A 24,291-nucleotide genomic window follows, 5' to 3' on the forward strand; every position below is an offset into this window, starting at 1 on the left:
TCCTATTTATGATACGGTTCTCCCTTAATAATCCTAAAACTACGATAAATCTGTTCTACTAATACGAGCTTCATTAACTGATGAGGTAACGTCATTTTTCCAAAGCACAGCTTTTCGTCTGCTCGTTTTAATACATCGGTGTGCAGCCCCAATGAACCGCCAATAACAAAGGCGACTTTACTTTTTCCGTATGTCATGAGAGATTCTAAATCAGCGGCCATTTCTTCACTTGTTTTCATTTTGCCATCTAAAGCGAGCGCAATAACATATGTACCCTCATTAATTTTTGCTAGGATGCGCTCACCTTCTTTACGTTTCACAATTTCCATATCGGCTTCACTCAACTGTTCAGGTGCCTTTTCGTCCGGAACCTCTACTAAATCAATCTTTGCATATCCGCCTAAACGCTTCACGTATTCTTCGATACCTAACTTCAAATATTTTTCTTTAAGTTTACCTACTGAAATGATTGTTATATTCACAACTTATCCACCTTTACATTCCATTTACAAACAAGTTATCCACAAAAGTTATACACATATCCACAACTAAAACCTATATATGGTGTAAAGTTATTTACTTGATACTATATATGTTGCTTGCTCTTCACAGTAAGAACAAGTTGTTGATAACTTTTCATCTTCTGTTAAAAAGTCCATCGTTGGAAATTGTTCTGTCTCAGCTACCAGCATATCTAAAGCGTGATCTATATGGGTTTCGCAGCTATATTTTTTCATTTTTAATCCTTCTTTCTTTTCTGAAATTTCTAGAAACTTATTCACAATTTTTAAATGTTATCCACAATCCATTGTAACAAACAAAAATCGGGTAGAAAAGAAAAGCCTTTTTCTTCTCTACCCATTGTGCATAAAATAGTTCTAATATTTAGTTATCCACAATTTATAATTGTGCATTCTCTACTAATTCCAATTGTGCTTCAACTATTTCTCCTTCACGGTACACTTTAATTTGCAATGTATCCCCAATTGCCTTCTCATTATATAAATGTTTTCGGAGCTGAATCGAATTCTCGATTTTTTGTCCATCCATCTCCACAATAACGTCATATTGCTGTAAACCTGCTTTATCTGCAGCAGATCCGCGCACAACTTGTGAAATGACAACACCGTTCGTTACCTCTTCAGGTAATTGTAATGTCTGCTGCTGGTAATAAGCCGGAACCTCTGTCAAATCAACTAATGAAATACCCATTGTTGGGCGTTGAACTTCTCCATGCTTCTCTAACTGATCAATAATAGGTATTGCTGAATTAATCGGAATTGCAAAACCTAAACCTTCTACTGAAGATTGCGCAATTTTCATGGAATTTATGCCTATTAAATCACCGGCAATATTAATTAAAGCACCGCCGGAATTCCCTTGGTTAATTGCTGCATCTGTTTGTAATACTTCAGTCGACCAATCCTCTACACCATCTTCATTTAAATCAACTGGTACAGATCGATCCTTCCCTGAAATAACACCCGTTGTTACCGATCCATAGAATTCTAAGCCTAATGGGTTACCGATTGCAATAACTGTTTCACCTTGTTTTAATACGTCGGAATCACCAAATTGCGCCACTGTCTCAATTCCTTCACTCGGAATAGAGATAATTGCTAAGTCTGTCCAAATATCTGAGCCAACAAGCTGTGCTTCAACCTTTTCGCCATCTTCCAATGTTACTTCAATTTGTTCTGCACCTTCTACTACGTGGTGATTCGTAACAATAAAAGCAAAATCCTTTTCTACTTTATAAACAATGCCTGAACCACTTCCTACAGCTTGTTCAGTCCCGGTACTTTGATTCCAGAAATTTGGTGCAACTTTTTGGATATTTGTTATCCCTACTACAGCGCTCGATACTTTTTCTACTGCATTCGTAACATCAGTCGTTACTTCCGTTGCAGTTTGATTAATTGTTGAGTTTGATGATTCACTTGAAATAGAGTTTATTTCATTTGAACCTGGCAACTGATTAGCAAGAGACGGTAAAAGTAGCCATAATAATAAAGCACCTACAACAACACCGCTCAGTCCCGATATAAAGTAGCCTAATTTACTAGTTTTATTACCTTTGTTTTTTAGGCGCTGCTGTCTTTCTTCCTCTTCTCTTTTTAAACGAGCCTCAAGCTCTGTAATATGGTTGTTTTGGCCATCCTTTTTTTCATTTTCATCTTCAGGAAAATAACCCATGATGTTCATCCTTTCATTACTTTTCTTATTCATAGCATACACATTTAACATTAAAATTAGATGAAAATTACTTAAAACCTCCTTAAAAAAAAGATGTGTTGAAAGTATAGACTTTCAACACATCCCTTTACCCATATTTATACCATCACAAGCTTGGTAGGTTCGTTTGCATCTGTATCATGTAAATGCAAATACTCCCCCGTTATAATTCCGCAAGACTGCAACGTTTGTTCGACACTCATACGAGCTAAATCTTTCATATTATTGTCTTTACTTAAGTGGGCTAAATAAATTTGCGTCTGCTTTTCCGCTACGACATCTGCCATTGCTACTGCAGCATCTTCATTTGAAACGTGGCCGACATCAGATAAGATACGTCGTTTAATGCTCCAAGGGTATTTACCCATTTGCAGCATACTCACATCATGATTACTTTCAAATACATACGCATCTGCTGCTGAGATATATCCTTTCATCCGATCACTTACATAGCCCGTATCTGTAATGACAACAAGCTTACGGCCATTATCATGGAATGTATAGAACATTGGATCCGCGGCATCATGCGACACGGCAAACGATTGAATATCAAGACTGCCAAATGTTTTTACTGTTTCCATATCAAAATCGAAGCATAAATCTGTTGGAATTGTACCAACTAAACCATCCATTGCTGTCCATGTTTTTGCATTTGCATATACTGGTATATTATATTTACGTGCAATAACTCCAAGACCTTTAATATGATCACTATGCTCATGAGTTACTAAAATACCTGATAAATTTTTCATATCACGATCTATATTAGCAAACAGTTGCTCCATTTTTTTTCCGCTTAAGCCTACATCAATCAAAAATGAATGCTCATCATTTTCTACGTAGACTGCGTTTCCTGTACTGCCACTTGCTAAAACGCTAAATCGCATTGTTAAAACTCCCTACTCTTCCAAATCCTCCGTCTCTTCGACGATTTCGGATAAATCATTTTGTAATTCCACAATCTTGCCTTGTACTGCATTTACAAAATGTATTTCTTCTTGACCATCTTTTAGCTTCACACGCACTTCCCAAGTAGGCGCAAAAACCTGAGTTGGTGGTAATTGCAAAATTGTGGAATAGCCAATATTCATCTCTAAAATTTGAGAATCTGGTTTTAATAAATTTTTATTATCTAAGATCTGCAAAACTTGTATTGCCGTTAATAAATTTTGTTGTTTATCTAGCTTCTCATGTTTTTCCAGCATTGTTTGCTCATACGCATACACACGATTTTCATCATCCCAGTAAATTTTCACATAACCTCGTACATTGTAATACAGTGTTAAGTTATTTACCTTCTGGAAAAATGTAGCCTCTCTTTTTTCTTCATCAACATTCCATAATACATAGGAGTCGCCTTCATGTACATAATTATAAAGAAATTCAAGAAATGGATTCCTGCCACCGTTTTCCTGAAGCTTTACTGGCTTTTCCATCGTGACAATCAGCTTGTTTTCATTTTCGATTTGTGTAAACTGATTTGGGAAAAATGGAATTTCTGCCGGTGAGAATTTTTTGATTTGCCCAGAATAATAAGCTGCACTCTCATTGTTATTTGGAAGTGCTATATAAGTAATATTATCTTCTTTCAAACGCGCTTCGATTTTTTTCGTCGTTTCTCCTAAAACCTCAATTAGTTGACCTTCGTTATAGCTTTCTAGATATTGCGTATATAAAAAGAGATTCAATATTAAAAACACCCATATAAAAATAGATTTGGTTCTACTCCAATCCATTTATAATCCCCCCTGTATATTCAGGTGAAATGCGGGTCCACTCATCGTTTGAAATGGTAAACCAACTAGGTTCTAAAATGAACGCTTCATCTTGCGCGAAATAATAGCCAACAACAACTTCATCAATATCTTTAAATGAGTTATCCGTTTTTCGAATATATTCGATTACTTGTTCACCAGAAACTAATTCTTTCTGTGATCTATAAACTTCGCCTTCTGTTGCGATAGAATAATAAGGACGTCGATAACGGAAAATACGATTTTCACCCCATGTTGTTATGATGCGGGTTGTCGTCGTCATATTACTATTACTATAAATCGGCAATCCATGTAAAAACAGTTGATATTCAGTTATATGCTTATCTATATTCATCGAAGAGAATCGATAGTCTCCTGTAAATCCACCATGATCATTTATATAATCAAAGCTATCAATCAGTAATCTCGATGATAGAATTGGCGCAATACTTTCTGCAGGCGGATACACATAATTAAGCATGCGATTCTTAGTATCCACCGTCATTAATGATGTATCATCTCTATACCTTTCCGAATGTTCACTTTCAGTATTTCGCTGTACAATTTTCGGTTGTGTAAAAACAATTGATTTAAATAAATTTGGAGGAATCTCCTGTATTAAATACGTATAGCGTGTTGATTGAATCGGATCTTTTGAGACATACAATGAACGTAATGAATCTCGTTCTATTTCTACATATGGAATATAATCTTTTGCAGGCTTAATTACTTCTGTCAAAAACTTGTCTCTATTTACTAAATCTACATATGCTCTATATAATATCCGTTTTTCTGTATTCAAAAAGAGCAGTTGTAACTGATTGTTTGTTTCTACAGTTGACCAGTCTAAAATTAGACGAGTAAAGCTTGCTTCCGGTATTGTCTTATCATTAAATGATACAACTTTTGAAAAAACCTGTAACGGAACCTCACCATTGAAAAACATCGTGATACGATTATTCGTTTTTATAATTTCATTTATTTTTTCATCTGATAGGTTGCTATTAATTAAAATCAGCTCATTCGTTTGCCATGATTGTAAATAGCTGTAGAGTTCATTTAAAACACTTGGAGATACTGTGCCAAAAAATTCGTCGTTTTGCCGGTACAACAGTCGATAAGGCTTTAATACATCTTTCAGTTCCTTTGAATCCCCGACCATAACTTCCTCAATTTGTGTTTCTTCTATTAACCCATAGTCAGGCTTATAGTTCCAAATAAGAAGCGTCAAAATAATACTGAGCAAAACGAGGAATGTTAATAAAATTGATTTTACTTGTTCGACATATTTCATTCCCAATCCCCCGCTTCATCCAATTCGTATGGTAAAGTGAAGAATATCGTAGTACCTTGACCTTCCTCACTTTCTGCCCAAATCTTTCCGCCATGTGCTTCAATCATTTCGCGGGCAATTGCAAGTCCTAAGCCAGTTCCACCCATTGATCGTGCACGTGCTCGATCTACACGATAGAAGCGATCAAATATCCGTGCTACATTTTCCTTTGGAATTCCCATCCCGTCATCCGAAATCATGACACGAAGCATATTATCATGTACAGTAAACCCAAATCGGATATTACCACCATCTGGAGAATATTTTAATGCATTTGAAATAATATTATCGATTACCTGTGTGAGCTTATCGGTATCAATATCAACAAAATAGCTTTTCTCTGGAAGTAAGCGGATAAAATCTACATTTTGTGACTTCGACATTTCAAAGCGATCAATAATTTGAGTGAAAAACTTATTAAACTCTACAAATCCTAAATTCAATTCATACTCTTGGCTGTCCATTTTAGAAAGCTGTAATAAATCATTTACTAAACGAATCATGCGCTCGGTTTCTGTTTGTGTTACATTCAAAAACGTCGGTGCAATATTTTCATCACGCCAAGCACCTTCTGCCAATGCCTCTAAATAGCTACGCATTGTAGTAAGGGGTGTACGAAGCTCATGAGATACGTTCGCTACGAACTCTCGACGTTCCATATCAATTTTTTCTTGCTCGGTAATATCATGCAATACAGTAATTAAACCATTAACAAAGCCTGTTTCCTTTTGAATAACAGAGAAGTTAGCTCGTAAAATATAAGGTGCATCATTCATGCTAAAATCAAGGTTTACCGGATCTTTCATATGAATTAAATCTTCAAAGCTATATTCCTGATCCAGCCCTAAAACAGAAGCAATTGGACGATTTAATGTAGATTCCCGTGTATCATGAAGTAAATCCAAAGCAGGCTCATTAATTAATATAATTTTGCCTTTGCGATCTGTTGCAATAACTCCATCTGTCATGTTACTTAGAACGCTTGCCAACTTTCGGCGTTCAGCTTCTGTCGTAGACTGCGCTTCTTGTAGGCGATTAGTTAAATGGTTAAAAGCAATCGCTAACTGACCGATTTCATCTGTTCCGTATACACGTACTTTTCGCGAATAATTTCCTTTTGACATCGCTTGCGCCTGTTTACGCATATCGGAAATGGGTCTTGTAATCGTTCGTGCAACAAGTATTCCTAAAATAATTGTAATAGCCAGAGACATTGCAATACCGGCAGCAAAAATACGGTTTATTTCATTTAGTTGTTCATATACTTTTTCAATATTAGATTCGACATATATAGCACCTCTTACTTCCCCATTTGGCCCCACTGTATCGGTTATGGGGTATGCAAGCAGCCAGACTCGCTGCCCTGTATCACGGTCGAGCGATATACTATCCCATAACGTTTCGGCGGACATCGCTTTACTTATATTATCTTCATTTGCCCGTTGACCCACTAGAGACTGATTATTTGCATCCGAGGTAGCTAGAATACGACTGCGATTATTAACAACAATAATTTTATTAATATCTTCTGTAGAAACTTCCTGTAAAATTGTGCTTAACCTTAACTCTATTGAAGGTGCCGTATCATCCACTTCTTTAATCATTTCTTCACGAATACTATAGTGTACAAGCTCGATCCTTTGACGAATGGAATCTTGGAAATTTGATTTCAAATTCGTCTCAAGCTGCTTTGAAAAATAAATACCAATAATTTGGAGCGCAATAATAATTAAAAGTACATAGATTAATACAAGCTTTACATGAATTGATTTAAAAAAGCTTACTTTTTGCATGCAGTCTACTCCTGTTCAGGATTTCGTAAATAATAACCGACACCTCGTCTTGTCACAATCCATAAAGGATGACTAGGATTATCTTCAATTTTTTCCCGCAGACGGCGAATTGTCACGTCTACTGTACGTACATCTCCAAAGTAATCATATCCCCAAACCGTTTGCAGCAAGTGTTCACGTGTCATTACTTGGCCAATATGTTTTGCTAAATAGTGTAATAATTCAAATTCACGATGGGTCAACTCAATGGAGTCTTCACGCTTTAACACTAAATATGCATCAGGCTGAATTGTCAATGAACCTACAACAATATCATTCGATTCAGCTGTTGCTTCTTCTACTTGAGCAGGGACATTTAATCGACGCATATTTGCCTTCACACGTGCGATTAGTTCACGCGTACTAAATGGTTTCGTAACGTAATCATCTGCACCCATTTCAAGACCTAATACTTTATCAATCTCCGAGCCTTTTGCTGTTAGCATAATAATAGGGAAATCATATTTTTTACGGACTTCACGACATACTTCCATCCCATCACGCTTTGGAAGCATAATATCCAACAGCATTAAATCTGGTTGCTCTTCTTCAACTCTTTGTAGTGCTTCGTCTCCATCGTATGCACAAATTACACGATAACCTTCTTTAATTAAGTTAAATTGTAGAATATCTGCAATTGGTTTTTCATCATCTACAACTAAAATTGTTTTATCCATCATCTATATACCTCTTTCCTAATAAATTCTATATGAAATAAAAAGTAATTTTATAATTTACTATCATTACTCTATCACGCTTTACGATTTGATGCATTATACAGATGTTTCCCATAAATTATTTTCCAGGAAATATTTTTTAATTTTTTTCGAATTTTAGTTCTAAATTCGAAAAGTGCTGTATATTGAAAAAAGTGTGCTAAAAGACAAAGCTTTTAACACACCTCCCAGATTAATTTAAATATGATAATGGATTTACTTCTGAACCATTTTTGTGAATTTCGAAATGTAAATGAGTTCCTGTGGAACGACCTGTTGAACCCATTTGTCCAAGCGCCGATCCTTGTTCTACTACTTGTCCAACTGATACGTCAATACGCGATAAGTGAGCGTATAGTGATTCAAAACCATTATTATGGTCGATCACAACATAGTTCCCATAAGTTGAATGACTGCCAGCTGTTTTAATAACCCCATTATCTGAAGCTTTGATCGTATAATTGGATGGTCGCGCAATATCGATTCCATAATGATAGCGTCCCCAACGATGCCCCATATTACTTGAAACATAACCTCCAACTGCTGGCCAAGCAAATGTCCCTGTTCCAACAGAAGGAATAACCTTCGTTCCTACAACGACTATACGATTTTCAGGTTCTACTAATATATTTTCCACAGATTGAAGTCGCTCTGTTCGTACACCATTTTCTTCTGAAATTAAATAAGTAACTTCTTTTTTACCTTTTTTACCTTCTTGCTTAACAAGCTTTTCACCTTTTAACATTGTTGGATCTTCTTCAACAATTTTGGCGAAATCAATTTCTTCAATTTTTTTCTTCTCATAAACTGCCTTCACAGTAACAAATGGTTTTTCTACTGTTACATTTAATTCTTGACCAATCTGAAGTACTGTATTTTCTTTAAGAGAAGGGTTTAAATTTAGCAATTGTGCCGTTGTTAAACCATGTGCAGATGCTATGGAGCCCAACACATCCCCAGATTTTACAGTATAGGCTTCTTGCTCTATTGAACCTGTTTGTAATAACTGGACCGCCTCTGAAACAGAAACAATTTCTTCAGGCTTTGCTAAATCTTCCTGTCCCGTAATTGGAGCTGATAAGGCAACATCGATTAAACGTGTTTCATCTTTTTTCAATTCGGGTAATGAATCATTAGTTGAGTTGTTTTTCAATTTATTCAATTGATATTGAGTAATATACTGAAGCTTTAATCCGTCAATTACAGCTTCAAAATCTTCTTTATCCTTCAATGAAGCAACGACTGTCTCTTCTACTTGTAGCGAGTAAGCTTGAGCTTGAACCGTCAATGCTTCTTGAAGGTTTTTTATCGTTTCTTCTTCATTTGCATCTACTGTAAATACTTGCTCAGGAATAATTTTAACTTCGGCACTAGCATCGACCTTTAAATCTTCATACTTTTTACTAGCCTCTAGTTCTTTATTTAGTACAACTTCTTCTACTGTTGCTTCATCTGCAACAGATCCAACATATGTATCAGCTACATAAACATGGAAAATTTTAGCGAATTTTTCTTTATCTGTTTCATTCGCGAAACCTAGATTGAATGTCACCGTAGAAACGAGTAACGCAAAAATTGCAGTCATTTTTAGTTTTCCATTATGACGATTCCTTAGACTTTGTTTTAAATTGCCCAAGCCTAACTTGTTTCCTTTTGAACTCATGATAAAGCTCCTTCCAACTATGTCTAATCTATAATTTTTAGTCCATCTATTTATCTTTAAGCGTTAAAACACACTTTGCCACTGTACCATATTTCTCATACCAAATGAACTACTTCAATATTTTTGTAATGAAATTGTATTATTATCTAAAAAATTGTTACATTCTAATTAATCGAGCTATTTTTATATTTTTTAGTACCTTTTTATTCTTTTTAACTCTTGAATAGCATAGAAAAAGGAGTATCAAAAGCCAAATGACTTTTAATACCCCTCTACAGCGCACTTCTATTATTCCCAGATACCATTAACAATATTAGTTTGTTCACGAGCTGGACCAACTGAAAATGTTGTTAACGGAATTCCTGTAAGATCTACAATACGATTAATATAGTTGCGTGCATTTTCCGGCAACTCTTCCATTGTACGGACACCCGTTACATCTTCTGACCATCCAGGTAACTCTTCATATACTGGCTTACATTGTTTAATTATTTCAAGGTTAGCCGGGTACTCTGTAATTTGCTCTCCATTATACTCATATGCTGTGCAAATTTTTACTGTTTCTAGGCCTGACAATACATCGATGGAGTTTAATGCTAAGTCAGTAATTCCTGAAACGCGACGTGAATGGCGAACAACTACCGCGTCAAACCAGCCAACACGGCGTGGGCGACCTGTCGTTGTACCATATTCACGGCCCACTTCACGAATTTGTTGACCAATTTCATCGTGTAGTTCTGATGGGAACGGACCATCTCCCACTCGGGATGTATAAGCTTTACATACGCCTACTACGCGTTCTACTGCAGTAGGACCTACGCCTGATCCAATCGCAATGCCTCCCGCAACAGGATTTGATGAAGTTACGAAAGGATATGTTCCTTGATCGACATCAAGCATAATTCCTTGAGCTCCTTCAAATAACACTTTTCCACCTTCATCAATTACATCATTCAGCACTTTTGAAGTATCCGTTACATATTGGGCTATTTCTTGTCCATACGCGTAATACTCTTCAAATATATCTTCAAAATTTAAGCCTTCTACTTCATAAAATTTCGTAAATAGGCGGTTTTTTAAAATTAAGTTTTCACGTAACTTCTTTTCAAAAGTCGGTCTATCCATTAAATCGGCAATACGTATGCCGATTCGGGCTACTTTATCCTGATAGCATGGTCCAATTCCTTTTGCTGTTGTACCAATCTTCTCATCACCACGGCTCGCTTCCTCAACGATATCTTGATGAATATGGTACGGCAAAATTACATGCGCACGATTTGAAATTCTCAAATTAGAAGTATCAATACCTCTTTCCTGTAAACCTTTTAATTCAGTTACAATGGACTTTGGATTAATAACAACACCATTGCCGATTACCGACAATTTATCAGAATAAAATATCCCAGATGGAATTAAGTGAAGCTTATACGTTTCTTCACCAATTTTTATTGTATGTCCTGCATTATCGCCACCTGCAAAGCGAGCTATTGCATCTGCCTTTTTAGAAAGGAAATCTGTAATTTTACCTTTTCCTTCGTCTCCCCATTGTGTACCTACTACAACTACCGCTGTCATATACGAGCACCTCCGACGAATTGAATCCTTAAAAAGTATTAAGTATCCTATTCATTTTAATAAAACTTACTTTTTATTCCTTAATGATGAAGCATGAACATTTTAACAATTCCGAAACATAAAAGTCAATAAAAAACACGAACGTACACATGTCGATTATGTGAAACGTTCGTGTTTAATGTCTATTCCTCGCGTGGTGGAGGGGTAAATTCTAAATTTAAAAATTTATTGTATTCTTTCCGGAATGCTAAACTTACTGTACCTGTTGGACCATTACGTTGTTTCGCGATAATAATCTCGATAATATCCTTACTTTCCGATTCTTTATCGTAATAATCATCACGGTATAAAAACGCTACAATATCCGCATCTTGCTCAATCGAACCCGATTCACGTAAGTCACTCATCATCGGACGCTTATCCTGACGTTGTTCTACACCACGTGATAGCTGTGATAGCGCAATAACTGGAACTTTTAATTCACGCGCCAAGCCTTTTAATGAACGTGAAATTTCGGATACTTCTTGTTGACGGTTCTCGCCAGGCTTACCACTACCTAAAATTAGCTGTAAGTAGTCGATTAAAATCATTCCTAACCCATTCTCTTTTGCTAATCGTCTGCATTTGGCGCGAATATCCGCCATCCGAACACCTGGTGAATCATCAATATAAATTCCCGAATTCGATAAACTTCCCATCGCCATCGTCAACTTACCCCAGTCCTCATTTTGCAAATCCCCTGTACGTAGGCGTTGTGCATCAATATTGCCTTCCGCACATAACATACGCATGACAAGTTGATCGGCACCCATCTCAAGAGAGAAAATCGCAACATTTTCACGCGCCTTTACGGCAACACTTTGTGCAACATTTAATGCAAAGGCTGTTTTACCAACCGATGGACGAGCTGCCACGATAATTAAATCATTGCGTTGGAAACCAGCAGTCATTTTATCTAAGTCACGGAAACCGGTTGGAATACCTGTAACGTCTCCGGCACGTGATTGTAGCTGTTCAATATTATCGAATGTCTGAACTAATACATCTTTTACGTGCTTAAAGTCTCCCGCATTTTTTCGGTTTGAAACTTCAAGCATTTTTTTCTCAGCTTCTGCTAAGAGCACTTCTACTTCATCTTCACGCGTATATCCATCATCCGCAATCTTAGAGGCAACGCGAATAAGGCGACGTAATATCGCCTTTTCTTCTACAATCTTTGCGTAGTGTGCAATATTGGCAGCTGTCGGTACTGCATTTGCCAGTTCCGTTATATAGCTTAAGCCACCTATATCCTCCAGCTCTTTTTTCGCTGATAATTCTTCTGTAACAGTTACAACATCAATCGCTTTCCCCTGATCGCTTAAATTCAGCATCGTTTGGAAAATCTTCTGATGTGCAATATGATAAAAATCATCTGCAATAACAATTTCAGATGCTGTTATAAGAGCTTGTGGATCAAGGAAAACTGCGCCAATAACCGATTGTTCGGCTTCATTATTATGCGGCGGAACGCGGTCCATCATGGATTCGTTCATTGTTGTCGCTCCTTATTCTTCAATTACATGTACTTTTAACGTTGCCTTTACATCTTGATGTAACTTAACAGGAACATTTGTAAAGCCTAATGAACGGATTCCATCATTACAATCCATTTTACGCTTATCTACTTTAAAGCCATGCTTTTTTTGTAGTGCATCTGCAATTTGCTTTGTAGAAACTGAACCAAATAAACGTCCACCTTCACCTGATTTCGCCTTTACTTCTACTGTAATAGCCTCTAACTGTTCTTTTAGATCTTTCGCTGCTTGTAGTTCTGCAGCTGCATTTTTTTCTTCTAAACGCTTTTGACCTTGAATTTCGCTCAACGCTTGATTATTCGCTTCTTTTGCATAACCATTTTTAATTAAAAAGTTACGTGCGTAACCTTCAGCAACTTCTTTAATTTCACCTTTTTTACCTTTACCTTTTACATCTTTTAAAAATACTACTTTCATGATTCCTTGCTCCCTTCGACTATTTCGCTAATAGCTTCAATTAAATGATTTTTTACTTCTTCAATAGTTTCTGCTTTCATCTGTGTAGCTGCATTGGTTAAGTGCCCGCCGCCGCCAAGCTTTTCCATTACAAGCTGTACATTGATGTCTCCTAAAGAACGTGCACTAATGCCAATTAATCCATCATTGCGATGTGCAATAACAAAAGAAGCACCCACATCTTTCATAGTCAGTAAAATATCCGCAGTTTGGGCGATTAATACTGAATCATATACTTTAGTTTCCTCACCATGCGCGACTGCAATGCCTGTATAAGGAAATTGAACTGTCTGAATAATTTTTGATCGCTCGACATATGTTCCTACATCTTCTTTTAGCAAGCGTTGAATTAAAACCGTATCTGCTCCAAATGTACGTAAATAGGAAGCAGCTTCAAATGTACGTGCACCTGTTCTAAGTGTAAAGCTCTTTGTATCAACTATAATACCAGACAATAACGCTGTTGCTTCAAGAGGCAGTAATTTTTCGTTTTGTGGTTGATATTCCAACAATTCTGTAACAAGTTCTGCAGTGGAGGAAGCATATGGCTCCATATATACCAATGTTGGACTATTATTAATAAATTCCTCACCGCGACGATGGTGGTCAATGACAACAACCTTATCTGTCCTGCTTAATAATCGGCTATCAATTACCATACTTGGCTTATGAGTGTCCACAATGACTACGAGAGATTTTGGTGTTATTTTTGATAAAGCTTCATCAGGTGTTATAAAACGATTGTAAAAATCCGTTTTTTGCTCCAATTCGGTCATCAAACGGCCTACACTGCCGCGCACTTCATCAAAATTTACGATTACAAATCCTTCGACTCCATTCATTGCGACCATTTTACGTACACCGACACTAGCCCCTATTGAGTCCATGTCTGGATTTTTATGTCCCATTATAAATACTTGATCACTATCTTGTATTAAATCACTAAGTGCATGCGAAATTACACGGGCACGCACCCTCGTTCGCTTTTCAACAGGGTTTGTTTTCCCACCATAAAAGCGAATTTTACCATTTGATTGCTTGATAGCCACTTGGTCACCGCCGCGTCCTAATACTAAATCCAGACCTGACTGTGCTAATTGGCCAAGCTCCACTAATGATTGAGAGCCTGCTCCAATCCCAATACTTAAAGTTAATGACAGGTTCTTCTGCATCATCGTTCGCTCTCGTATTACATCTAATATAGAAAAACGCTTTTGCTCAAGCTCTGCTAATATCGATTCATTCAATACGGCCATAAAACGATCGGATGCTATTCTTTTTACGAAAATACCGTAATGTGCGGCCCATTCATTCACAATAGAAGTCATCATTGTGTTTGTTACACTTCTCGCTTGGTCATCCATACCTGATGTAAGCTCATCATAATTATCAATAAATAGTATTGCCAACACGGTACGATCTGCCAAGTACTGCTTTTCTATCTGAACTTGTTTGGTAACATCAAAGAAGTAAAATAACTTTTCATCTTCTTTATAATAAATATGATATTTTCGGTCATGTATCGCCACAACCGTTTCATTCTTCTGTTCTTCATTTATAAGTATAGGTAATTCATCTGAAATCGTATCCAATTCAACTCCGACTAATGATTCTTGCTGTAATACCCGAAGCATAAATGGGTTTGCCCATTCCACAGTAAAGTCATCATTTAATAATACAATTCCGAATGGCATTTCAAGAAATGCCTCTTTTCCCACATCTTCCATCCGATAGGAAAGTGCTTCTATATGTTGCTCTGTGTCTTTGTACGTCAATGCTTCAATCTTTAACGTATAATAGGCAACTCCTAAATACACGATTATAAATGCGACCCCAATCCATACATTCCATATCATCATAAGGATAGCTGCCACTACACCTAGTAAAAACAAGACTACTAGTGGATATCGAATTGGTCTTTTGCGAAAATTGCCCATTTCAATCAGCTCCTCACTTTTGACTCTTTTCCCGAATGTAATCTCTTGCATTAAAGCCTAAATCGATAATACCAATTAATATAACAAAAGAATAAAGTGGAATGGCAACAATTGTACTTAGTACTTTTATAAATTTAGGATAACCAAATGCATCTATAGCAAAATGGATAAAAGAAATCCCCTGTAATGTTAGCAATATCCATAAAATCATTGAAATATTTAACATAATAACGGCTAATGAAGAGTTTGGTTCAGGCTGAACAAATAAATTAATGGATAAAGCAATGAGATAATACCATAGGACCGATCTTGGTAAGCGTAACTCACTAAACTTCCCAAACTTTGGTACATCTACTTTCAATCGCTTTAGAATCGGTAAGTTAACAGTGATGAGTATGAAGGATACAAGCAGCATTGCCAACGTAATGGAAGCAGGTAGAGTCATTTCTAACATATTCAGCATATTGTTTATATTATCCATTACTTCTTTTGGTGTTGCCTGTCCTGTAAGCTTTTCCGTCATTTTAATCGATTCAATATAGCTTGTCTTCATGAGTTCCATCGAATCACGGATAAAATCTACTTCAAACAAACGTAATGATATGACATATTGAATAGCAAATGTTACGAGTAAGACAATGCTCGTAGATATAAACATAAATACTTTGCTTTTTTTATTGTAAATAGCATCCCCAATTGCCACACCTGATGCTGCAAAAATCAGTGAAGCGGGTATCAGTAGTAAACCGCCAATAAAAAAAGTGACGATTACAGCAATTATTGCAACTAAAAATGATGACCTTCGATCGTAATTGGCGCTATACCAAATCATCGGTAAAGGAGCTATGACGGCTGCAATAATATTCGCCATAGGAATATAAAATACGATAGCCATAAGCACAGTAAAAATAGCTATCATCATAGCACCATGTGCTAACTTTCTTGTTTGATTAATTTGCATGGAGAACCTTCCTTATCTGTTGTTGGTAAGACGCTATGGTGCATGTAGCATACAGAGCTTTGCAACCATCTTTTGTCGATATTTTGACTTGTCTACTTTCAACTTTTCTCACCTTTCCATTGTACCATTTTTGAATGACCAAACAAACTAACGGTTACGATGAGAAGTACGAATTAGTCGATATATAATACATTCAGCTTCGACCTCGTGTAATGGGCGGGATGATATCCTACCATTTATAGGAGTAGATTGGGTTTTTACCTTATTATTCAAGTAACAAAAACACTAAACAAAGTAATAGTATGTCATTTTAAATATTTTAGTATAGCTTAATATGGAGTATTTTTCTTTTGAATAACCAAATTCTATGTTTTAAAAGCCCATTTCCTGTCTGTTATGTCCTTTATTTCGTTGACATTTTGTATTGTATAGCATATATTATGTAACCGGTAACATATTTCATTTTATGGGGGCGTAGTGATGGTTAACATTAAAGATGTTGCAAAGATTGCGAATCTTTCTGTGGCGACAGTATCACGCTACCTAAACCAAAATGGTTATGTAAGTAAAAGATCCTCAGAACGTATTGAACAAGCCATTCAAGAGCTTGATTATAAGCCAAGCAGTGTTGCACGTTCATTAAGTAAAAAACAATCAAATATAATCGGCCTGATTGTGCCAGATATAAAAAACCCATATTTTCCAGAGTTAGCTCGTGCCGTTGAAGACATGGCCTGGTCTTATGGTTATACGGTAGTTCTTTGTAATTCAGACGAGCAAATTGAAAAAGAATTGTTATATATCGAGCGGTTATCGCAAACATATGTTGCAGGTTTAATTGTGACGACAAGCTTAATGGATCCCTCAGTTTACATGTCCATCAATACACCAATAGTTGCACTTGACCGGATAATTGATGTAACAATACCTACTGTGACGACTGATAACCGAAAAGGGGCCAAGCTTGGGACTGAATATTTGCTCACAAATGGTGCAGAAAATTTATTATGTATACGAGGTCCACAAGGTTTAAAAACTGCAGATGATCGCCTTTTAGGTTTTCTTGAAGCGATTGATGAACAAGGACTAGATCCAATTGTTGTAGCAACTTCATTTGATTTTAAAGAAGCTGCTAAGGTGATTGAACAGACTTTAGTTATACACCCTCATATTGATGGTATTTTTGCGAGCAGCGATACATTAGCAATTGCTGCGCTTCATATTGCACACAAACTAGGAAAGCGTGTACCGGAAGAACTGCAAATTGTAGGCTTTGACGGAATCTCGCTCGGTGAGATGGTATCACCTGCTCTAACAACAGTCGGTCAGGACTTATATAAAATGGGTGCTGCTGCTGCAACCATGTTAATTGAGCAAATTAAAGGCAAAGAAATGAAACAAACGGTATTAAATATAGATGCACAATTAATTGTACGTGGTACGACGAGAAAGGAAGCTGCAAAATGATAACGGTAATAGGAAGTATCAATATGGACCTAGTCGTTCAAATGGATGTATTTCCAAAACAAGGAGAGACCGTTTTAGGAAGTCTATTTACAACGGTTCCAGGGGGTAAAGGGGCAAACCAGGCTGTAGCTGCTGCACGTTTAGGCAGTCAAGTTAAAATGTTAGGTGCTGTTGGCTCAGATAGTTTCGGTACGGAACTTCGTGCAAATCTGAATGAAGAAAATATAAATACTAGCTTAGTTATGAATACAAATGGGGCGACAGGCATCGCAAATATTTTACTTTATGAATCAGATAATCGTATTGTCGTTGTACCAGGTGCCAATTCTAAAGTAACCCCAGAGGTGATTGCTTCTGCTAAAACTGTTATTGAAAACAGTCAGTTAGTTGTAATGCAGCTTGAAATCCCAGTAGAAACGATTGAATACAGCTTGAAATTATGTAAAGAGCTTCAAGTGCCAGTACTACTTAACCCTGCTCCAGCAGCAAACTTCGATATAGAATGGATGCCATATATAAAGTACTTAACACCAAATGAAACTGAGTGTGCTCTATTATTTGGAAATGATGTAGAAGCAGCATTAGAGAAATATCCAAATCAATTAATTGTGACATTAGGCGATAATGGTGCGCGCTACTTTGATGGTGAAAAACATGTACATGTAAAAGGATACAAAACGATAGCTGTTGATACAACAGGTGCCGGGGATACATTTAACGGTGCATTCGCGCATGCTGTTACAAATGGACAATCAATTGAAGAAGCGGTATTTTTCGCAAATATTGCAGCCTCATTATCCGTTGAAAAATTTGGCGCTCAAGGTGGTATGCCAAAATTAGAGGAACTGATTGCTCGAAAGGAAGGCACAAAATGAAAAAACAAGGCATTTTAAATCGTGAATTAGCAGGTATATTTGCACGTTTAGGTCATACAGATAAAATTGTCATTGCAGATTGTGGCTTACCGATTCCAGACGGTGTCACATGTATAGATTTAGCCTATAAATTAGGTGAACCCGGATTTAAAGCTATTTTAGAAACTGTGTTACAAGATTTAGAGGTAGAACATAGTTACTTAGCTGAAGAAATTAAAGTAGCAAACAAAACAATTCATTCATTTATTTTGCAAAATGTGGAACCGGTTACATATTTATCACATGAGCAATTCAAACAGATGTCTAGCGAAGCAAAGGTCATTATTCGCACTGGCGAAATGACGCCATACGCTAACATCATGCTGCAAAGTGGCGTAATTTTCTAAGGTAGGTGTCGGAATATGATCGAAATGAAGGGCATAAAAAAAGCATTCAGCGGCAACGTCGTATTAAACAATGTTGAATTTACGCTTTTAGATGGAGAAATCCACGCGCTAATGGGTGAAAATGGTGCCGGTAAATCAACAATGATGAAGATTCTGGCTGGCATCTACTCACGTGACGAAGGTGATGTGCTGGTAGACGGACAGTCCTATACCTTTACTTCTGCAAAGGACGCGGAAAGCTTAGGTATTCACGTAATTCACCAAGAATTAAATATTCTGCCGCATTTATCTGTAGCGGAAAACCTGTTTTTAGGAAAAGAAAAAACAATTGGTCGTACGGGGTTCCTGCGTACGCGCCAAATGAATAAAGAAGCACAGACCCTGTTAGCAAAGCTCGGCTTACACATTGATGTACGTCAGCCTGCAGGTTCCTTATCAGTGGGAAAACAACAACTCATTGAAATTGCCAAAGCAATTAATTCAGAAGCGAAATACATCGTAATGGATGAACCGACAGCTGCTTTAACAGACCGTGAAATTGAAACGCTTTTTGAAACGATTCGCGAACTAAAAGCGAAAGGCATTTCCTTTGTATATATTTCGCATCGTATGGAAGAAATTTTTGCAATTTGTGATCGTATTACGATTTTGCGTGATGGTGAATATGTTGGCGTACGTGAAATTCCTAGTACAACTTTTGATGAAGTAGTCAAAATGATGGTTGGACGTGAACTTGGTGAACGTTACCCAAGCCGTGACGCAAAAATTGGTGAGGTTGCATTAGAAGTAAAAGGGCTAACATGTCCTGCGGTATGCAAAGATATTAACTTCCAAATTCGTAAAGGGGAAATCTTAGCCTTTGCCGGTTTAATGGGAGCAGGCCGTACAGAAGTGGCCCAAGCAATTTTCGGAAACCTTAAAAAGTCAAAAGGTGAGATTTTAATTCACGGTGAAAAGGTGACGATAAAAAATCCGATCCAAGCGATGAAACACGGAATTGGATTTGTGACGGAAGACCGTAAAACAGAGGGTCTTGTTTTAGATTTTTCAATTAAAGAAAATATGTTTTTAACAAATTTGAAATTAATTGCAAAGGGTAGCTTTATTCAAACACAACAAGAGCAATTACAAGCAGCAAAATATATTGAACAGCTAAATATTCGCTGCAGTGATGCGACACAAGCTGTTGGCTCATTAAGCGGCGGGAATCAGCAAAAGGTAGTTATCGCGAAATGGTTAAGTACAAAACCGGATATTTTAATCTTGGATGAACCGACTCGCGGTGTTGATATCGGTGCAAAAAAAGAAATCTACTCGATTATGAACCAGTTAGCCGAGGAAGGTGTAGCCATTTTAATGATTTCCTCAGAGCTAACGGAAGTGTTAGGTATGGCGGACCGTGTAATGATCATGCACGAAGGACGTCAAACAGCTATTTTAGACAATGTTGACTTAACACAAGAAACTATTATGCATTACGCAACAGGAGGAGAAGAAGTTGTTAAAAACTAGCTCAAAAGAAATGTTAGGAAAGCTAGGTCCTCTTTTAGGATTATTTTTAATTGTAATTGTCATTACGATTTTAAATCCAAGCTTTATGACAACAGATAATGTTTTAAATATTTTACGTCAAGTATCAATAAGTGCGCTTATCGCATTTGGGATGACTTTTGTTATTTTAACCGGCGGGATCGATTTATCGGTTGGCTCGACATTAGCCCTTACAGGTGCCGTAGCTGCCACAATGCTTGCTTCAGGTATGGACCCCGTGTTAACAATTTTTGCTGCACTACTGTTAGGCGCTATTCTAGGTGCTGTAAATGGTGTTATTATCGCAAAAGGTAAAGTTGCACCATTCATCGCAACATTGGCAACAATGACAATTTACCGTGGATTAACGTTAGTATACACGGATGGTCGCCCTGTTTCTGACTTAGGAAATGAAATTACATTCCAAATGTTAGGGAAAGGATACTTCTTCGGTATTCCAGTTCCGGTATGTACCATGATTCTAGCTTTCATTGCGTTATATGTAATTATGCATAAAACAACATTCGGTCGTCGTGTTTATGCAGTAGGCGGCAATGAAGCAGCATCTAAATTATCAGGAATCAATGTAGATCGTATAAAAATTGCTGTCTATTCATTAACAGGTATGTTAGCTGCGTTATCCGCACTAATTTTAACATCTCGCCTTAACTCTGCACAGCCAACAGCTGGTACTTCTTATGAGTTAGATGCTATTGCAGCAGTGGTTTTAGGTGGTACAAGTTTAACAGGTGGTAAAGGTTGGATTTTTGGTACATTAGTTGGTGCCTTAATTATCGGTGTGTTGAATAACGGTTTAAACTTAATCGGTGTTTCTTCATTCTTCCAACAAGTTGTAAAAGGAATTGTTATTTTAATCGCGGTATTAATTGACCGTAAAAAAACAGCATAGAAAGTAGGTCATTAGCTTGAAAAAACGATTGATATTTTTAATGGTACTTATGGCCACTGTAATGTTATCGGCTTGTTCGGTAAAGCCTGGTTTCTCTTTGGAGCCTTCTTTTGGTACATCTGCTACATCTTCTGAGAGTAGTAATGATACGTTGACAATCGGTTTATCTATTTCAACTTTAAATAATCCATTTTTCGTGACGTTAAGTGAAAATGCGGAAGCAAAGGCAACAGAGCTCGGAGTGAAAACAACGGTTGTAGATGCGCAAGATAATGCGTCAAAGCAAGCTTCTGATATTGAAGATTTAATCCAACAAAAAGTTGATTTAATCATCATTAATCCGGTAGATTCTGTTGCTGTTGCAACTGCTGTAGAATCTGCGAATGCAGTAAATATCCCTGTAATTACAGTGGATCGTTCATCTGAAGGTGGCGAAGTCGTATCACATATCGCTTCTGATAACGTGGCTGGCGGGATGCTGGCTGGTGAATATATTACAGAGTTAGTTGGTGAAGGTGCCAAAGTCGTTGAATTGGAAGGTGTCGCAGGTTCTTCTGCTGCACGTGATCGCGGACAAGGGTTCAATGAAGCTGTTACAGGTATTTTAAATGTCGTTGCAAAGCAAACAGCAAACTTTAATCGTTCAGAAGGCTTAACGGTAATGGAGAATATTTTGCAATCCAATCCTGATGTTACTGCCGTATTTGCACACAATGACGAAATGGCATTAGGTGCACAAGAAGCCATTTCTGCTTCGGGTAAAAAGATTGTCGTAGTGGGCTTTGATGCGACTGATGATGCTGTGGCTGCTGTAAAGGCAGGGAAACTAGCCGCTACTGTTGCACAAAAACCAGATGAAATCGGGAATATTGCGATGGAGACTGCGATTGCTTATTTAAACGGTGAAACAGTTGAAAATACTATACCGGTAAAGCTTGAGTTAATTAAAAAATAAATAGAAATACATGTAACGGTCTGCAAATAGGCTGTTGCATTCCTGTAGCTGCCACAAGAAATTTAGTGGCAGCTTTTATTATGGGAATATAGGCAAAAACTTTAGAAAACAAAAAAAGTACAACAGAGGTCAATTAAGCCTGTGTTGTACTTTTAAACATATTATTTTTCTTCAGCAACGAATGGTAGTAATGCCATAATACGTGAAACTTTGATTGCGTTTGTAAGTTTACGTTGGTATTTAGCAGAAGTACCAGTTACGCGACGTGGTAAAATTTTACCGCGCTCAGAGATGAATTTCTTTAAAAGATCTACATCTTTGTAGTCGATGTGCGTAATGTTATTTGAAGTGAAGTAGCAAACTTTACGGCGTTTGCGGCCTCCGCGACGTGGTGCCATTATCGTGTTCCTCCTTTTAATTTTTAATAATAGATGCTAAGTTCTTAGAACGGTAAATCGTCTTCAGAAACTTCGATTGGTCCTTTGCTATTCGCAAATGGATCTTCATCTACTCGTGTATAATTTTGCTGATTTTGAGATGGCTGTTGATAAGAACCGTAAGAATCCTGTGGTTGTTGCGAGCCTCCAAATTGCTGGTTTGGCTGATTATAAGATGGCTGACCACCATAATTTTGCCCACCACTGTATTGTTGACCTTGTGAACCTTGAGATGCATTAGCTCCTCCACGCGGTTCTAAGAACTGCACTGCATCGGCAATGACATCTGTTGTGTACACACGCTTTCCATCTTGTCCTTCAAAGCTTCCTGTTTGAATACGACCTTCTACACCAATCAAACTCCCTTTTCTCATGAAGTTTGCTAAGTTTTCAGCTTGTTTTCTCCAAGCAATACAGCCTATGAAATCTGCTTCGCGTTCACCTGACTGGCTCGAAAAAGTACGATTTACGGCAACCGTAAAACGTGCCATTGGAACTCCACTCGGCGTATAACGAAGCTCTGGATCCTTTGTAAGTCTTCCGACTAATACTACACGGTTAATCATCAATGCACCCTCCTTTTTTCAGCATTTAAGTTAAAAATTATTTTTCTTCTTCGCGTACTGCGATGTGACGGATGATGTCTTCGCTGATGTTTGCTAAACGAGTATATTCGTTGATAGCCTCAGTACCAGCGTTAACTTTCACGATTTGGTAGAAACCTTCGCGGAAGTCATTGATTTCGTAAGCTAAACGACGCTTACCCCAATCTTTTGCTTCTGTGATCTCTGCACCATTTGAAGTTAAGATCTCGTTGAAACGCTCTACTAAAGCTTTCTTCGCTTCATCTTCAATGTTTGGGCGGATGATGTACATTAATTCGTACTTTCTCATTTGTGTTTGCACCTCCTTATGGACTTGGGCTCTCCTATTAAATAGGGAGCAAGGAGTAAGTAAATTCTTATTACTCACATCAATGAATTGTAACATAGTTTCCTATTAGACGCAACCTAATATAACTCTTATGTTTATTCAATTTTTGTTATACTTCTCTGTAAGGGAGGGATTTTATGTATGATAAAAAGCCAGTAGTAATTGAATTGAATATGAAAAAGATAGCGCGGGATAATCTAATATTAACTATCATTTTAATTGTTTTATTAGTTGGTTTAAATGCCCTTATTCATCAGCGTTTTACAGGTGAATTTACCTTGTTTGATTTTTTCAATTTTTTTGTAGCATATATAGTACTCATTATTCTTCATGAAGCGTTTCACTTAATTGGTTTTATGCTATTTGGCGGTGTTCCATATAAAGAACTGGATTATGGTATCAATTTAAAACTTGGTGTCGCCTATGCCACTACAAAAAAACCACTAACAAATGCGGCCATGAAAAAAGCATTATTACTTCCATTTTGGACTACAGGTATTGTACCCACAATTATCGGTTTAACGCTTGATAACTTTATGATAGTTATTGTCGGAGCGTTTTTAATAGCTGGAGCAATGGGCGATTTTTATATGTATAAAGAATTGCGGAAATACCCTAACGATGCAACTGTAAAGGACGATTCGAAAGAGCCAAAATTATATGTTTATTTCTAATTGTTTTCTAGTAATCTAATGGCTAAATTGAATAAGAAAAAGCGAAGGTATTGCCCCGAAAATCATTTTCCGGTCAATTCCTTCG

The 24,291-nt window shown here is 37.1% G+C and carries 24 protein-coding genes; 7 read left to right on the top strand and 17 right to left on the bottom strand.

Annotated elements, in window-relative coordinates; genetic code table 11:
• Positions 1 to 2: 2 nt before the first annotated feature.
• The 14 genes from rlmH to NYE67_RS20265 all read right to left on the bottom strand — a co-directional run bounded on the left by rlmH (position 3) and on the right by NYE67_RS20265 (position 16,039).
• On the bottom strand, positions 3 to 482 hold the full coding sequence (rlmH, locus tag NYE67_RS20200; RefSeq protein WP_340726536.1) for a 23S rRNA (pseudouridine(1915)-N(3))-methyltransferase RlmH: 480 nt from the start codon (positions 480 to 482) through the stop codon (positions 3 to 5).
• A 90-nt stretch (positions 483 to 572) separates the two neighbouring features.
• Positions 573 to 737 (bottom strand): CxxH/CxxC protein, encoded by a 165-nt coding sequence (locus NYE67_RS20205; protein ID WP_191701185.1) that lies wholly within the window; start codon positions 735 to 737, stop codon positions 573 to 575.
• 163 nt (positions 738 to 900) lie between these two features.
• On the bottom strand, positions 901 to 2,196 hold the full coding sequence (locus NYE67_RS20210) for a S1C family serine protease (RefSeq protein ID WP_340730930.1): 1,296 nt from the start codon (positions 2,194 to 2,196) through the stop codon (positions 901 to 903).
• Positions 2,197 to 2,333: 137 nt separating this feature from the next.
• Entirely contained in the window at positions 2,334 to 3,122 is a 789-nt protein-coding gene (locus NYE67_RS20215) for an MBL fold metallo-hydrolase (protein WP_340726538.1), read from the bottom strand.
• 12 nt (positions 3,123 to 3,134) lie between these two features.
• On the bottom strand, positions 3,135 to 3,971 hold the full coding sequence (locus NYE67_RS20220; RefSeq protein WP_340726539.1) for a two-component system regulatory protein YycI: 837 nt from the start codon (positions 3,969 to 3,971) through the stop codon (positions 3,135 to 3,137).
• Positions 3,958 to 5,283 carry a YycH family regulatory protein gene (locus NYE67_RS20225; RefSeq protein WP_340726540.1) on the bottom strand — a complete coding sequence of 442 codons (1,326 nt, stop codon included), beginning with the start codon at positions 5,281 to 5,283 and terminating at the stop codon, positions 3,958 to 3,960. The genes NYE67_RS20220 and NYE67_RS20225 overlap by 14 nt, the downstream gene beginning before the upstream one ends.
• Positions 5,280 to 7,115, bottom strand: a complete 1,836-nt coding sequence (walK, locus tag NYE67_RS20230; protein WP_340726541.1) for a cell wall metabolism sensor histidine kinase WalK — start codon at positions 7,113 to 7,115, stop codon at positions 5,280 to 5,282. Before walK ends, NYE67_RS20225 begins: the two co-directional genes overlap by 4 nt.
• Before the next feature lie 5 nt (positions 7,116 to 7,120).
• The gene (gene yycF / locus NYE67_RS20235) at positions 7,121 to 7,831 is read right to left on the bottom strand and encodes a response regulator YycF (RefSeq protein ID WP_191701184.1); all 711 of its coding nucleotides are present in this window, start codon (positions 7,829 to 7,831) and stop codon (positions 7,121 to 7,123) included.
• 232 nt (positions 7,832 to 8,063) lie between these two features.
• The gene (locus NYE67_RS20240; RefSeq protein WP_340726542.1) at positions 8,064 to 9,533 is read right to left on the bottom strand and encodes a M23 family metallopeptidase; all 1,470 of its coding nucleotides are present in this window, start codon (positions 9,531 to 9,533) and stop codon (positions 8,064 to 8,066) included.
• Positions 9,534 to 9,821: 288 nt separating this feature from the next.
• Positions 9,822 to 11,108 carry an adenylosuccinate synthase gene (locus NYE67_RS20245; RefSeq protein ID WP_340726543.1) on the bottom strand — a complete coding sequence of 429 codons (1,287 nt, stop codon included), beginning with the start codon at positions 11,106 to 11,108 and terminating at the stop codon, positions 9,822 to 9,824.
• Positions 11,109 to 11,290: 182 nt separating this feature from the next.
• Complete coding sequence (gene dnaB / locus NYE67_RS20250) at positions 11,291 to 12,643, bottom strand: replicative DNA helicase (RefSeq protein WP_191701073.1); 1,353 nt, start codon at positions 12,641 to 12,643, stop codon at positions 11,291 to 11,293.
• Between the two features lie 12 nt (positions 12,644 to 12,655).
• A complete protein-coding gene (gene rplI / locus NYE67_RS20255) occupies positions 12,656 to 13,102 on the bottom strand; it encodes a 50S ribosomal protein L9 (protein WP_340726544.1) in 447 nt (148 codons plus the stop codon).
• A complete protein-coding gene (locus tag NYE67_RS20260) occupies positions 13,099 to 15,078 on the bottom strand; it encodes a DHH family phosphoesterase (RefSeq protein WP_340726545.1) in 1,980 nt (659 codons plus the stop codon). The genes rplI and NYE67_RS20260 overlap by 4 nt, the downstream gene beginning before the upstream one ends.
• A gap of 13 nt (positions 15,079 to 15,091) precedes the next feature.
• Positions 15,092 to 16,039: a YybS family protein gene (locus NYE67_RS20265; protein ID WP_340730861.1), complete on the bottom strand. Its 948-nt coding sequence runs from the start codon at positions 16,037 to 16,039 to the stop codon at positions 15,092 to 15,094.
• A 480-nt stretch (positions 16,040 to 16,519) separates the two neighbouring features.
• On the opposite strand from NYE67_RS20265, the gene NYE67_RS20270 reads away from it, so the two are divergent.
• Genes NYE67_RS20270 through rbsB form a run of 6 tightly spaced genes read left to right on the top strand, consistent with a single transcriptional unit; the run spans position 16,520 to position 22,162 of the window.
• A complete protein-coding gene (locus tag NYE67_RS20270; RefSeq protein ID WP_340730862.1) occupies positions 16,520 to 17,506 on the top strand; it encodes a LacI family DNA-binding transcriptional regulator in 987 nt (328 codons plus the stop codon).
• Positions 17,503 to 18,381, top strand: coding sequence for a ribokinase (gene rbsK / locus NYE67_RS20275; RefSeq protein ID WP_340730863.1), 879 nt, complete (start codon positions 17,503 to 17,505; stop codon positions 18,379 to 18,381). The genes NYE67_RS20270 and rbsK overlap by 4 nt, the downstream gene beginning before the upstream one ends.
• Positions 18,378 to 18,767, top strand: coding sequence for a D-ribose pyranase (gene rbsD / locus NYE67_RS20280; protein WP_340730864.1), 390 nt, complete (start codon positions 18,378 to 18,380; stop codon positions 18,765 to 18,767). The genes rbsK and rbsD overlap by 4 nt, the downstream gene beginning before the upstream one ends.
• Positions 18,768 to 18,782: 15 nt before the next feature.
• A complete protein-coding gene (locus NYE67_RS20285; protein WP_340730865.1) occupies positions 18,783 to 20,279 on the top strand; it encodes a sugar ABC transporter ATP-binding protein in 1,497 nt (498 codons plus the stop codon).
• On the top strand, positions 20,266 to 21,207 hold the full coding sequence (rbsC, locus tag NYE67_RS20290) for a ribose ABC transporter permease (RefSeq protein WP_340726551.1): 942 nt from the start codon (positions 20,266 to 20,268) through the stop codon (positions 21,205 to 21,207). The genes NYE67_RS20285 and rbsC overlap by 14 nt, the downstream gene beginning before the upstream one ends.
• A 16-nt stretch (positions 21,208 to 21,223) precedes the next feature.
• Positions 21,224 to 22,162 (top strand): ribose ABC transporter substrate-binding protein RbsB, encoded by a 939-nt coding sequence (gene rbsB, locus NYE67_RS20295; RefSeq protein ID WP_340730866.1) that lies wholly within the window; start codon positions 21,224 to 21,226, stop codon positions 22,160 to 22,162.
• A gap of 161 nt (positions 22,163 to 22,323) precedes the next feature.
• Here the strand turns inward: rbsB and rpsR are convergent, their stop codons facing one another.
• From rpsR to rpsF, 3 genes are read right to left on the bottom strand one after another with little or no spacing between them, the layout of a single operon-like run.
• Positions 22,324 to 22,563 carry a 30S ribosomal protein S18 gene (gene rpsR / locus NYE67_RS20300; RefSeq protein ID WP_191701183.1) on the bottom strand — a complete coding sequence of 80 codons (240 nt, stop codon included), beginning with the start codon at positions 22,561 to 22,563 and terminating at the stop codon, positions 22,324 to 22,326.
• A gap of 41 nt (positions 22,564 to 22,604) precedes the next feature.
• Positions 22,605 to 23,165, bottom strand: coding sequence for a single-stranded DNA-binding protein (ssb, locus tag NYE67_RS20305; protein WP_191701063.1), 561 nt, complete (start codon positions 23,163 to 23,165; stop codon positions 22,605 to 22,607).
• Positions 23,166 to 23,202: 37 nt separating this feature from the next.
• Complete coding sequence (gene rpsF / locus NYE67_RS20310; protein ID WP_191701062.1) at positions 23,203 to 23,493, bottom strand: 30S ribosomal protein S6; 291 nt, start codon at positions 23,491 to 23,493, stop codon at positions 23,203 to 23,205.
• A gap of 176 nt (positions 23,494 to 23,669) precedes the next feature.
• Here rpsF and NYE67_RS20315 point away from each other — a divergent pair, with 176 nt between their 5' ends.
• Entirely contained in the window at positions 23,670 to 24,206 is a 537-nt protein-coding gene (locus NYE67_RS20315) for a DUF3267 domain-containing protein (protein ID WP_340726553.1), read from the top strand.
• The last annotated feature ends 85 nt before the right edge of the window (positions 24,207 to 24,291 follow it).

The organism is Solibacillus sp. FSL W8-0474 (assembly GCF_038004065.1).
GTDB classification, from domain to species: domain Bacteria; phylum Bacillota; class Bacilli; order Bacillales_A; family Planococcaceae; genus Solibacillus; species Solibacillus faecavium.